Below are 13,219 nucleotides of genomic sequence, written 5' to 3' on the forward strand. Positions count from 1 at the left end.
CTTTAAAAATAACCATATTTTAGATGTCTGAATTTATCCCCCCTGTTAATGTAGTAAACATCCCGTTTATTAAAATTCCGTACTTCCATCCACACTGAAAAGGGAAATCACTCTAAAGAAAGTGATTTCCCCTTTTTAAAATATCCCACCGTTAAATCGGCAACATAATCTCAACAGTCGTTCCAACTCCAACTTCACTTTCAAATTTCAATTTACCGTGGTGATCTTTAATAATATTTTCCGTAACTACTAACCCTAAGCCTGTTCCAGTTTCTTTCGTTGTGTAGAAAGCTTCATTTAGCTTCGGAATTTTATCTTTTGGAATGCCGCATCCCTCATCTATAATTTGCACAATGATTACATCTTTCACTATAACTTTCACAGTAATAGTTCCGCCAACTGACATTGCTTCAATCGCATTTTTTATTAAATTAAAAAATACTTGTTTCAATCGTTTTTCATCGCATGTAATTGAAGGGATATCTTTACTATAAATAACATGCATTTTTATCCCTTGTTCTAAAGCTGGCTTTTCCATAACCCTGATAACATAAGAGATAATTTCTTTAATATTATGAGTTTCTGACTCTACCGATTTAGACTTCTCAAACCCACTGAGTTCTGTAGCTATTGTATGAATTCGCTCTATTTCCTGTCTCATAATTTCACTATAAATCTTATCTTCTGGATGTTTTTTTTCTTGCTTCTTCACAAGTTTTCTCAATTTTTCTAATGGTCTTCTAATCTTATCGCCAATTACTGTTGCCATTTTTCCAACCATTGCTAATTTTTCTACCTTTTGTATTTCTTTGTCCATCATTTCAAGTGTACGAACGTAAGATTGGAATCTTAAGAATATAATCCAACATACAATAACAAACGCGCTGTATAATGCCATTGGGATAAGAACGATAAAGGATTGAACAACGAATCCCATAAGTACATATTTTCCAACAATAGTTCCGGCAACTAGCCAAAAGTACCTCTTATTCACAAATATCGGTGCAAATAAAATAAAGAATCCTTCTACTATATTCCCGCCATCAAATTCTGCATCACTTCCGTAATAAATAATGAAGTTATTAATAAAATCCAATATATTATAGCCAATTAAAATAATATACTTCACAATATACGGATTTCCCCATTTTATAATATAAAGTCCGACAAGGAATAATCCAATCATCAAACTATATAGCCATAGACCTAATCCTTCTCCAAAAACATCTGCTAGTTTTTGATTTTCATCTGATAAAAGAACAATAGCCTTTTCAGAAAAATCATACGCAAAAAATATAAAGAAGAATAAGCTTAAAAATATTTTTAACGCCTTTATCTCTTCTTTTTCAAATATATTGCCTTTTTCCATATGATAACTCCTTTAACAAGCCCTCTTAATCTTGTGTCACATTGCGCTTACGCTTTTTCGGGAGCACTATTTCTACTCTCGTTCCCTTTTTTACTTCACTAGAAATATGTAATTCTCCAAGATGCTCTGTAATAATTCGCTCTGCTACCGTAAGACCTAATCCAATTCTTTCTTGCTTTGTTGTATAAAAGGCATTCTTAACTCTTCCTAAATTATCCTTTTTTATCCCAAAGCCACTATCTACTATACTTACTATTACGTAATCTCTTTTTTTAGTTTCAACTTGTATTTTTAATGTTCCACCATGTTCCATTGCCTCTAAAGCATTTTTAATAACATACAAAAATACTCCTTTTAATTTGCGTTTATCACATTCAATTTCACTTCTATTTTTCTCTTCATTAAAGGTGCAATTTATATTTAACTCGTCCATTTTTCCGCGCATATTTTCTACTGATTGTACTAAAACATCACTTACAATATGCTTTTCATAAACAGAAGGTTTACATGTAGCAATCTCCATTAATTCACTAATCATGTTATTCATATTTTCTATTTCAAGAATCATTTGTCCATATGTTGCATCTTTTTCGTGTTTCTCTTTTTGTAATTGCGTAAACCCTTTTAATGAAGCAAGTGGATTTTTAATTTCATGCCCAACTGTCGCTGCCATTTTTCCGATAACCGCCAATTTTTGTGACTGACTTGCTTCTGCAATACGTCCCTTTACTGCTGAAAGATATTGTAAAAATCGATTTAAAATAATAAATGACACGAAAAGCAACAACATATTGATAACAAGAGACATAAACAAGTTAAGTTCTCCAAACACAAATAGGTATATCATATATTTCCCTATAAGAAATGGCGCTAAGATAAATAAATATCTTTTACTCAAAAATATCGGTACGAAGAAAATGAAAAGAAATTCAATTACATTCCCTTCATCAAATGCTATTGTATTATGAAAAACATACCATCCAATATTAAAAATCTCTGCGATTATGTATGCAAATAAATATGTATATTTAACTAAATACGCTTTTCCTCTCTCAAATAAGTAAACACTAATACCTAATATAACCATAATATATGTAAGCTTCCATATCACTTTATACCAATTTCCTAAAGGCATTGTATCTTCTATTATAATCGTGTATGTAACCTCATATGCAATTAAAATAATATGCATTACCCATAAGAAAATCTTAGCGTTTGTTTTTTCTTCTTTAGCTGATAGAAAACTCTCTTCCACTTCAACACCCCTTCAAAAGAATACCATTTATTATAATAAATGATTTTCATAGACAAACAAAGATAAATTGAACAAATGAGGAAAATCAATCCATAGATAATATACTTCTCCAGACCATATGTAAGCATAAAAACCATGAACAATAATACGTATAGTATGGGAGGTGCTTTATATGGATAGTCGGGAAAATAAGAAGATAGAACAGTTACAATCCTTTACGAAAAACAATGAAGGAAAAGAGATGACAACGAATACGGGTGTCAAAATTTCAAATGATGAAAACTCTTTAACCGCCGGCGATCGTGGTCCTACACTTTTAGAAGATTTCCTTATGCGAGAAAAACTCGCTCATTTTGACCGTGAACGAATTCCTGAAAGAGTCGTTCATGCCCGTGGTTACGGAGCACATGGTGTTTTTGAGCTATATGAATCTTTAGAAGACTTAACAATGGCTCATTTTTTACAAGACCCATCTAAAAAGACACCTATTTTTATTCGTTTTTCCGAAGTTGCTGGATCAAAAGGTGCAAATGAAACGAACCGAGATGTACGAGGGTTCGCTGTTAAGTTTTATACAGAAGAAGGTAATTTCGATTTAGTAGGAAACAACATTCCCATTTTCTTCATTCAAGATGGCATTAAATTTCCGGATCTTATTCATGCTCTTAAACCCGAGCCACATAATGAGATTCCTCAGGGGCAAACAGCACATGATACTTTTTGGGACTTTATCGCCAATAATCAAGAATCAGCTGCGATGATGATGTGGATTATGTCGGATCGCTCAATTCCGAGAAGTTTTCGAATGATGCAAGGATTCGGCGTTCATACATTTCGTTTAGTTAATACGCACGGAAAGTCCCGATTCGTAAAATTCCACTGGAAGCCTAAGCTTGGCGTTCACTCGTTAATTTGGGATGAAGCTCAAAAACTAGGCGGTGCTGATCCAGATTATCATCGCCGTGATTTATGGGAAAATATTAATGCTGGAAACTACCCTGAGTATGAACTTGGCATTCAAATTTTAGAAGAAGAGGATGAATTTAAATACGATTTCGATATATTAGATGCAACAAAAATTTGGCCGGAAGAAGACTTCCCTGTTAAAACCATCGGAAAAATGACATTAAATCGGAACGTTGATAACGTATTTGCTGAAACAGAACAAGTCGCACTGCATCCTGGAAGCATTGTCCGTGGTATTGATTTTACAAATGATCCTCTCTTACAAGGTAGGCTCTTTTCTTATACAGATACACAATTGGCGCGCGTCGGTACAAACTATCAAGAATTACCGATTAATCGTCCGATATGCCCGTTTCATAACAACCAAAGAGATGGTGCTTCTAAATATATAATTGATAAAGGGAAAGTCGCTTACCATAATAACTCCTTAGCTAATAATTCTCCTTACACTGTCCCCGGAACAAAGGGTGGATTTGTTACATACCCTTCTACTGTATCTGGACATAAAACGAGAGAAACAGCTGCAAGTTTTAAAGACCACTTCTCACAAGCCCGCTTATTTTGGAATAGTATGAGTCCCGTCGAAAAAATCCATATTATGCAAGCCTTCTCCTTTGAATTAGGAAAAGTAAAAAGTAAATCCGTTCGCCAACAAGTCGTAAGTATGATTGGTCATATTAGTACCGAATTGGCTACTTTAGTCGCAGAAGCGGTCGGAGCAACAGTACCGAATGTTCAAGAATCAAATGTCACAAAATCATCTCCAGCACTCAGTATGGCGAATACAACATTTAGTCCCAGTACATTACGAGTAGGTGTCATTGTTGCAAACGGGTATGACGGGCAAAACGCACAATCTATGCTTCAGCAATTCAAACGAGTCGGTCTTCAGCCAGTAATTATTTCTGAACGATTAGGTATAGTGCAAGGAACACAAAATGTACAGTGGGAAGTGAATGATACTTTCTTAACAGGATCACCGCTTCTTTATGACGGGCTATTTCTTATTGGTGGAAATCTTGATGATCATTTTCTTAACAAAGCAAGTTCATTTGTCGTAGAATCATATAATCACTTTAAGCCCATTGGCGCTTTTCAAAATGGAACTACTATTATTCAATCTTTAAATATCGAAGAAAAATCTGGCGTTATAACTGAACAAAATCCTACTCTACTTGCGAATGAATTTATTCAGGCAATGACAAAACAGCGCTTTTGGGAAAGAGCCTATTAACACGCATGAGGAGGATATATCATGTTCGTTACAGTGGAAAAAGATGTACATATTTTTGTGCAAGATATGAATCCAGGTCCTGACAGTAAAACTGTTTTCTTCGTACACGGCTGGCCTTTGAATCACCAAATGTTTCAATATCAATTCAATGTTTTACCACAGCACGGGTTTCGCTGCGTCGCCATGGACATTCGCGGAAACGGGCAATCTGATAAACCATGGACCGGTTACACATATGATCGTTTAGCTGACGATATCGCAATTGCATTAGAAGCACTTCAAATAGAAAATGCTACGTTAGTTGGTTTCTCAGTCGGCGGTGCTCTTTCTATTCGATACATGTCACGATATAACGGTCGCCATATTTCTAAACTTGCATTAATCGATGCCGTCTCCCCCTCTTTCGTAAAAAAACAACAATCCCCTTACGGCGTACCGAAAGAACAAGCAGATACCCTTATTAATCAAATGTATGTAAATTTGCCTAAATTTCTAAATGATGTATCTTTATCATTTTTTAATAGAAACTTAGGAGCCGCTACGTTAGAATGGTTTTCTTATCTCGGTATGCAGTCCGCTTCCTATGCTCTCATCAAAATTTTGCAAGCCGCTGCAAACGAAGACGTAACGAAAGACTTAAGTAAAATTAACGTCCCAACAAAAATATTCCACGGTGTTCACGATCAGCTCATTCCTTATAAAAGCGCTGAACTAACAAAAGAGCGAATTAAAAACTCTGAAATATACCCTCTTACAAATAGCGGTCATGGCTCTCCTATCGATCAAGCGGATGAGTTAAATAAAGAACTTATTAAATTTTTAAATTCATAGTTACTTTACAATAAAAAAAGAATTTGCCCTTACGGCAAATTCTTTTCATTAACTACCTTTTTCTATCGATTTAGAAGACACCGGAATGAACAATGATTTATCTATTTCCTTCTTTTCCTGTCTTTGTTCATATGGCTCTTTCTTTGTCTTTTTATACATAGAATATAGACTACCACCTTGCTCTTTCTTTATTCCTTTGATCATCATATGTAAAACGAATATAGAAACAGTAAAGAATAGTAGTGGCGCAATGACAATCCATGGTGCTGCTAAAAATTCATTTTTGTATAGACCAATTAAACCCGCCCATTCATTTGTAAGTGAATATGGTTTCCCCGTATCATAATCTACACCTCGTCCTCCAATTAAAATCCCAAAGAACGACAAATGAATTAATAACGTAAATAATTGAACAAACTGCTGTAAAAAAAGAACGACAAGAATTTCTTTTAGATACAACCATATATGCTTTCTAATAATCCGAAACTTTGAAGCTCCTAATATTTTCGAAGTTGTAACAAATTCATTTTTCATAAATAAATTGATTTCTTGATTCACATAAAGAATAACAGCTGGCAACAGCGCAAAACAAAGAACAGTAAACTGCTTTATAATAATATCCATATTAAATCCAGTTAATTGACTGTGCAACATGATTGGAAACATCCACAAAATCGCCCATAGCACTGTCGGAATAAAGAAATACACTTTACATACTTTTTGAAATAAATTTTGTACTATAGATGGTGTATGAGCTAATACTACACCTAATATAGTGCCTAGAAACACTTGAACAACACATACACCAAATACAAATAAAATTGTAAACTTTGCACCTACTAGTAATTGAAAAAACAAGTTAAAACCGTTACGATCTGTACCGAGTGGTGGTATTGTAAGCGGACTAAACGGAGCTGCAGCAACAACATCCCCATTCGCATCTTTTAGCCAGATTGTCTTACTCATATATAAATCCTTACCAAACCATGTAATAAGATAACTAATTACAACAATCCCTATAAAGAAGAGAACACCACACAAAAAACGTTTGGAGCGAAAGTTTCTATATATCATGAGAAGCCCCTCCTGTAATACGATTCACTCGGTAATGGATAATAGCAAATAAAATATAGAATGGTACAAATAATAAAAGAATCCACCATGCCATCGTTAAAGGATTTAAAGAGCCTGCCCTTATTAAGAAAGACATATATCCCGTAATATTAAAAGCTCCCTCTACCATTAAAAGACTTGAAATCATGAACAAAAACAACGGCTGCAAGTGATTTAATAGATGGTACATAATATTACGTAATAAATGAACATACAGTATATATTTATTACTAAATCCTTTTGCACGAGCAAATTCCACATAAGGCTTATTCTTCTCTTCCATTAAAAATAAAACGATAACACGGAAAAAATGAAGAGTTGGAACAATCGTCATACAAAGAATAGGTAAGACATATGCACGTTCATCATTAAACGCATAAATAGTAACGAAGCGATATCCTGTCTGTTTATAAATCCATACAACAAATAATTGCAAACTAAAAATTAATAACAAATCTGGAACTGATTCTATTAAAATTAAACAACTCTCAATCCACTTCTTAATTTTAGAAGAAACTAATAAGTATACGAATGAAAGACCAATTGAAAGAATAATTGTTAAACAAGTAGCGATTAAAAGAATAGTCATAGAATACGTATACGGTTCAATAATTCGTTCAAAAAAGGGAATTGACTGCATAGTGTTCGTATCAATATGTGCAATCTCCTTTGGAGAAGCTAACCTCTGTAAATATGTAATAAAATCAAGCTTATTTCCTAGAAACAAATAGAATGGTACGTAGCTCACAGTAAGAATAACTGCGATACTAATGATAAACTCTGTTATTTTCTCGCCCCAAAAACTTTTCAATATCCCACCTCTTTTTTTAAAATTACCATACAGTTTAATTATAACTGATTTTTCTGAAATTTTAATATATACCTGAATAAAAAAACTCTTAGCAATTTTAAAGAGTTTTTTACGCATTAAACAAATTATCCAATTATATACTAAATGAAAAATTCACACACTTCTCACAAATCAATCAATAAAACGATTCTATTTTAATTTATACTAAATGTACAAGTAATACTCCCTAAACCCAGCTTGTCTGGTTACCCCGTTAAATACTATGAAAAAAGAACTTGTATCGTATACAAGTTCTTTTTTGTCGCCTATTTAAATAATATCTCCTTACTATATTGCTTTCCAACGAGTAAGTCATATTGAATAAGCTCATATTGCTTTAACATTTCTTTTTGTTTCGCTGTTAAACTTTTTATTACTTCTCCGTCTTTTCCTATCTTCAATTCGTCACGAAGTACGGGAATTTCTTCATATAACTTCGATAAAAATTGATAGAACGGTACCTTATTTAATCCAGCATAATCAAGGACAAGATTTGAAAAATAAATTGGACTTACTAAACCTAAATTGTCATTTGATATATTAAAATTTGCATACATTAATAATGGCGTTTGCGCCATCGCTAATCGTTCACTTGGCGTTTTTTCATTCGTTATATAACCCGTCTCTTTATAAAGAGATTTATTTGTTCCTAGTGATGGGAGATGGTCTCCAAAGAATACTAATAATGTAGGTCTATCTAAATTATCTAGCTCCTCTATTAAATATTGAAGAGCTTCATCTGAACGTCTTAAGCCTTCTGTATAAGTCTCCAATTCAGCCTTCGATTCTTCATTTTCTAAACCACTAATCTCTATTTGATTTTCGCCAAATCTTCCTTCTGTAAATGGAAAATGATTTTGCATTGTAACCGCATGAATAAAAGTAGGTTTCTTTTGCTTCTCTAATTCAGCTATTATCTCTTTACTCATAGATAAATCGCTAATATAGTCTCCATCAACTTCTACATTTTCCATCGTATCTTGTGCATTAAACTTATCAAATCCTAACACTTTATATACATCATCACGTTTAAAGAATGAGCGACCGAACGAATGAATTGCGCTTGTGTAATACCCTTCTTTTTTCAACGCTCGAGGAATAGATGGAATTTCTATCTTATTTGTAACGACTTGCTGATATGGTATAGATCCAGGTTTTAACAAACTCATTGAATAACTCGTTAACGCCTCAAATTCAACGTTCGCAGTATTTCCTCCAAATGCCGGCGAAATAGCTTGTCCACCCGGAAAACTTTCTATATACTGATGTAAATTCGGTAAAGGATCTTCACTAAAGGAAAGATTCGTTAATTTCGTTGGATCCCAAAACGATTCACTCATTACAAAAATAATATTTGGTTTCTCTTTTTGTTTCTGCGCCCCTATGTTGCTACCATATTGTTTCTTTATGTCATTTGCTATTTGAAGCATATTTTCTTTTGAATACTCTTTCGGCTTTTCAATAACTGTTGTATCTAGATTACTTATAAAGCCTAACACAAAACCATTCGAAGCATAATTTTCATTTTGATCCCACAAAACGAACTCTATACCTGACTTTTGAAACCATTTATTCATAAACGTATTCGTAAAATTACAATACACATATAAAATAAAAACGGATCCTATTATAAATAGAACTCGTACGCCTGCATGAACTTTTACATTTTGAATATACTTCCTCACATACATACCCGCCAAAATACAGACAACAACACTTACAATAACGAGAAGAATATAACCCCAACTAAAGTAATCCATTACCATTGGTATAACAGATTGCATATGTCCAATCTGTGTAAAATCAGAAGGATATAGTGGATCTCCCCTAAAAACAATTTTGAAGTGATTTACAATAGCCAAAATAATTAGCAAAATGCTTGTCAAAATAGTACTCAAAAAAACTTTCCCAAGCACGTTATACACCAAAACATATATCGCATAAATTACAATTAAACTAAATATAAACTGTGCGTTATAATTGTAAATCCAATTCAGTGTATTTACGAGATTCATATTATTTTGCGTGAAAATAAAAAGCAGAGTAACCACGTGCGCTACTAAAAACATTCTAATATAAATCCTAATAATCGGTTTAAATTTGTTAACTATATCTTTATTCAAATACGCAACATACAATAGTACAATCCACATCAAAATTATCATTATACTTAAGACAATTTTTTGATTTAAAATATCTTTCATCGTATCTAAACTAAAACATTTTAAAATCAAGAAAAGTGTGGGTACTACATATAGGGTTACTAGGCCACTTAACATCGCTGAAATTAATATACTTCTTCTTGGCTGATGAAATGAAAAATTATACCTCAATTCATTCCCTCTTTTCTGTTTATTAATTTCACCCCGCACCGTAAAAACAGTTCCTATTAAGATAACATACTTTCATGCATTTCGTCTTCACACTGGATTCTACTATAACTTTAGTTTCTTAATTCTCCCTTAATAAATAGGGGAATTTTGGGATATAAACTATTTATTCTTAAAAACCTAAATTCCTTCATTCCACTTTATGATATAATAACTATGTTTTGGAAAACCTTAATACTATTAGGGTTTTATCATGAAAATACGAAAGAAATAATAAAAAAGGGGATGCTCATTTTTGCTAAATAAGTTTAAAAATCTACCTAAAGCGGTATATGCAATTTTGGCGCTTTCTTTCCTACTGCACGTTTTTTGTCTAGTAAAACAGCCAGGATTAGATGGAGAGTTAGTCAAAGTAACATATGGCGCAAATGATGCCTTTAACTATTCGTTAACAGCCGAACAATTATTAAAACATGGTGTATTTGGCTATGTTTATTTAGAACCTAGTGAAGTGCCTGGAAAAAATGCATACATCACACCAGGTCAGCCGCTATTATTAGCTGGCGCCATGATTATTTCTGATGTTACATCACTTCCTTACTATTACGTGGCAACTGTCATTAATATGATACTGAACCTCGGCACAGTGTTATTAGTATTCTTAATAGGAAAAGAGTTATTTGAAAAGAATATTTATGGAATTGTCGCAAGTATTTTATATGCTATTTATCCAAGTAACTATACATACTTCCGTACATTACTAACAGAAGTTCCTTCAATATTCTTATTATCATTAAGCGTGTATGTATTTGTTCTCGCATGGAAATACAATAAAACAAAATTCCATATATGGTTTGGAATTGTTGTTGCTATTTTACTTATGTTCCGTCCAAACCCAGCTCCAATGATGCTTATTCCTGTCCTGGTCGTCTTGTTCACATATGGATTTAAAGACTCCATTCGAATTGGATTATTATGGATTATTGGTCCGTTCCTTATTATCGGGGCCTGGGTTGTCCGTAACTATTTAGCATTCAATCAATTTATCTTATTCTCAACGCAAGGTGCAGACCCATTAATTGCCGGTGCAGATCCATTTAACAAAATTGGCTATGAAAATGTAGTTAATCAAATGAAAGCTCAAGGCTTAGATGATAAAGAGGCATACGCAAAAGATTTAATCAAAAATGGATTTAAAACGGACTTCACATACTGGTTCTCTTGGTTCACTGTCGGTAAAACAATTGAATTATTCAAAACAGCTCCTGCTGTAGACCAATACCGTATTCATAACTTTATACAAATGTGTCATAGAGTCTTTATCATCGGTACATTCTTGAGCAGCTTCTGCTTCATGCTAAATTCATTTAAACATAAACGCGTTATGATGCTAGTAGCAAGTTCTATTATTTACATCATCTTCTCTAACTTATTCTTAGCAATTAATCGCTACGGATTTTTCATTAACCCTCTTATGTGCTTAATTCTTGCATATGGGTTAGTTTACGCTGTGCAGAAGCTTCCATTTTTCCGCACTAGCCAAGCATAATAAAAAAGAGGTCGTCCAAAGATGGACGACCTCTTTTTTATTTACCCAACACTTTGAACACGGCCAATTTGTCCATCTTGTAATCGAACTTTAATTCCGTACGTATGTGTTTCCGTGTTTGTTAAAATATCTTTCACAACACCGCTCACAGTTTTACTATAATCTTTATCTAATTGGATAACTACATGGGAACCGACCGAAATTTGTGATTTTGTCGGCTTCCCACCCGTTGCTTGTGTTGTTTTTTCTTGTTTCTGTGTTCTCTCTTGTTGTGCAGACTGTTGTTGCTGAATCTTCTGCTGCTCTTGTACACGTCTTTGCTCTTCTTGTTTACGTTTCTCTTCTTCTACTCTTTGTTGTTCTTCTTGCTTACGTTTCTCTTCTTCTACTCTTTGTTGTTCTTCTTGCTTACGCTTTTCTTCTTCTACTCTTTGCTGCTCTTCTTGTTTACTTTCCTCTTCTACCCTCTTATCTTCTTCAACCTTCTTCTCATCTATTTTCTGTTCTTCCGTTGCCTTCAGCTTGTCCTCTTCATCTTTACAAGCTGTTAAAACAACTACACATAAGCCCGTAAGTAAAAATAATAATAATTTCTTTAACATTAAAAAATCCTCCTATATATACATTACAAATAATGACCTTTAATAGAATAACAAATATGTATGAACCCATTTGTCGTAATTTGTCGTATACATTGGATTTCCCATGTAACACTACATGCTACAATTGGAAAAAAGGGGGACAATATGAATACACATATAATCTCGTTTCCATAAATCATGTTCCTCATTATTTATTTCATACTATATGTTCCATTCTTCATTCAAATTATTTCTCACAAGCCGTTAGAACTTGGATTGTTTTCTCATACCCTTATCCTCTTTTCCTTTTTAGCAATTACCATTTTTAATTATAAAAAGAAACAAATAATCTTTACTATAATTTTTGCAAGTGCGGTTTTACTTGTCGGCACAAGTTTCGGAAAACTATTATTATTATAGAAAAGAACCTGTCATATGACAGGTTCTTTTCGTTATTTATTAAGATAGGATGATTAGTATGTTTACTATACAAGAGGAAGCATCCATATTTTCCAAATGATACTTACAATTACTATAAGTACAAAATCAAACAAATCTAATCTCGGACCCTTTTTCATAGTCATATCTAGCCACATATGAACCAATTTCAACCTTTTGTATTTATGAATATTTTTCTTTGCGAATCGGTAAATGAGCACTTGCATGATATAAATTCCAGTTACGCAAATAAACAATAAGATGAGAAATTCAACCACGAAATTCCTCCTATTTTTGAAGCGCTTTTTCTACTATATGGTTCTTCAAAACCCATTCCTCAAACTGAGCACTTCCAAATTCCCAGCTCAAATCACGAGCATGTACAGAAAAAACGTAATAACCAGCATATTCGTCCATAAACATCCCTGCCTCTACATCATCTTTCTGGATACCGTATACTCCGAAATTAAAATATACATCCCATACGTCTTCATGCTTCCTCTTATAAGCAATCGATTCCATATCACCTTCAGCTCCGAAATAATCAAGATGCAAATGAACGCTATCGTCGTATTCATACTCCATTTTATCACCCCTTATATTTGTACTTCTTTACTATCCAAAAAATTCCTGCTATCTCTACTCACATATGGGCACTTACCTACATATTATGCTTGTAGATTGACTTCTAGGAGGTGTCATA

At 33.4% G+C, this 13,219-nt stretch carries 11 protein-coding genes; 3 read left to right on the top strand and 8 right to left on the bottom strand.

Annotation, left to right across the window (positions count from 1 at the left end):
- Positions 1-151 precede the first annotated feature (151 nt).
- Together BAU23_RS00835 and BAU23_RS00840 are read right to left on the bottom strand one after the other, a co-directional pair.
- Entirely contained in the window at positions 152-1,369 is a 1,218-nt protein-coding gene (locus BAU23_RS00835; RefSeq protein ID WP_071733365.1) for an ATP-binding protein, read from the bottom strand.
- 25 nt (positions 1,370-1,394) lie between these two features.
- Positions 1,395-2,624 (bottom strand): ATP-binding protein, encoded by a 1,230-nt coding sequence (locus tag BAU23_RS00840; RefSeq protein ID WP_016130385.1) that lies wholly within the window; start codon positions 2,622-2,624, stop codon positions 1,395-1,397.
- Between the two features lie 172 nt (positions 2,625-2,796).
- Between BAU23_RS00840 and BAU23_RS00845 the strand changes: the two genes are divergently transcribed.
- Positions 2,797-4,824 (top strand): catalase, encoded by a 2,028-nt coding sequence (locus tag BAU23_RS00845; protein WP_016130386.1) that lies wholly within the window; start codon positions 2,797-2,799, stop codon positions 4,822-4,824.
- Between the two features lie 21 nt (positions 4,825-4,845).
- Complete coding sequence (locus BAU23_RS00850) at positions 4,846-5,655, top strand: alpha/beta fold hydrolase (RefSeq protein ID WP_000498265.1); 810 nt, start codon at positions 4,846-4,848, stop codon at positions 5,653-5,655.
- A gap of 48 nt (positions 5,656-5,703) precedes the next feature.
- Here BAU23_RS00850 and BAU23_RS00855 read toward each other — a convergent pair whose 3' ends face one another.
- The 3 genes from BAU23_RS00855 to BAU23_RS00865 form a co-directional block, all read right to left on the bottom strand.
- Positions 5,704-6,729: an ABC transporter permease subunit gene (locus BAU23_RS00855; protein WP_071733367.1), complete on the bottom strand. Its 1,026-nt coding sequence runs from the start codon at positions 6,727-6,729 to the stop codon at positions 5,704-5,706.
- Complete coding sequence (locus BAU23_RS00860; protein WP_000834895.1) at positions 6,719-7,579, bottom strand: ABC transporter permease subunit; 861 nt, start codon at positions 7,577-7,579, stop codon at positions 6,719-6,721. Before BAU23_RS00860 ends, BAU23_RS00855 begins: the two co-directional genes overlap by 11 nt.
- A 305-nt stretch (positions 7,580-7,884) precedes the next feature.
- The gene (locus tag BAU23_RS00865; RefSeq protein WP_001270072.1) at positions 7,885-9,951 is read right to left on the bottom strand and encodes an LTA synthase family protein; all 2,067 of its coding nucleotides are present in this window, start codon (positions 9,949-9,951) and stop codon (positions 7,885-7,887) included.
- 292 nt (positions 9,952-10,243) lie between these two features.
- Here BAU23_RS00865 and BAU23_RS00870 point away from each other — a divergent pair, with 292 nt between their 5' ends.
- Positions 10,244-11,497: a glycosyltransferase family 39 protein gene (locus BAU23_RS00870; RefSeq protein ID WP_000932532.1), complete on the top strand. Its 1,254-nt coding sequence runs from the start codon at positions 10,244-10,246 to the stop codon at positions 11,495-11,497.
- Between the two features lie 41 nt (positions 11,498-11,538).
- Here the strand turns inward: BAU23_RS00870 and BAU23_RS00875 are convergent, their stop codons facing one another.
- The 3 genes from BAU23_RS00875 to BAU23_RS00890 all read right to left on the bottom strand — a co-directional run bounded on the left by BAU23_RS00875 (position 11,539) and on the right by BAU23_RS00890 (position 13,101).
- Entirely contained in the window at positions 11,539-12,099 is a 561-nt protein-coding gene (locus BAU23_RS00875; protein ID WP_071733369.1) for a YwbE family protein, read from the bottom strand.
- A 464-nt stretch (positions 12,100-12,563) separates the two neighbouring features.
- Entirely contained in the window at positions 12,564-12,794 is a 231-nt protein-coding gene (locus tag BAU23_RS00885; RefSeq protein ID WP_000229116.1) for a hypothetical protein, read from the bottom strand.
- A gap of 10 nt (positions 12,795-12,804) precedes the next feature.
- Positions 12,805-13,101: a DUF3986 family protein gene (locus tag BAU23_RS00890; RefSeq protein ID WP_000455565.1), complete on the bottom strand. Its 297-nt coding sequence runs from the start codon at positions 13,099-13,101 to the stop codon at positions 12,805-12,807.
- Positions 13,102-13,219: the final 118 nt, after the last annotated feature.

The sequence above is a fragment of the Bacillus nitratireducens genome, from assembly GCF_001884135.1.
GTDB classification, from domain to species: domain Bacteria; phylum Bacillota; class Bacilli; order Bacillales; family Bacillaceae_G; genus Bacillus_A; species Bacillus_A nitratireducens.

Coding starts and splice junctions, on each gene's coding strand:
- BAU23_RS00835 (WP_071733365.1), bottom strand. CDS start 1,369: ATGGAAAAAGGCAATATATTTGAAAAAGAAGAGATAAAGGCGTTAAAA.
- BAU23_RS00845 (WP_016130386.1), top strand. CDS start 2,797: ATGGATAGTCGGGAAAATAAGAAGATAGAACAGTTACAATCCTTTACG.
- BAU23_RS00850 (WP_000498265.1), top strand. CDS start 4,846: ATGTTCGTTACAGTGGAAAAAGATGTACATATTTTTGTGCAAGATATG.
- BAU23_RS00855 (WP_071733367.1), bottom strand. CDS start 6,729: ATGATATATAGAAACTTTCGCTCCAAACGTTTTTTGTGTGGTGTTCTC.
- BAU23_RS00875 (WP_071733369.1), bottom strand. CDS start 12,099: ATGTTAAAGAAATTATTATTATTTTTACTTACGGGCTTATGTGTAGTT.
- BAU23_RS00890 (WP_000455565.1), bottom strand. CDS start 13,101: ATGGAGTATGAATACGACGATAGCGTTCATTTGCATCTTGATTATTTC.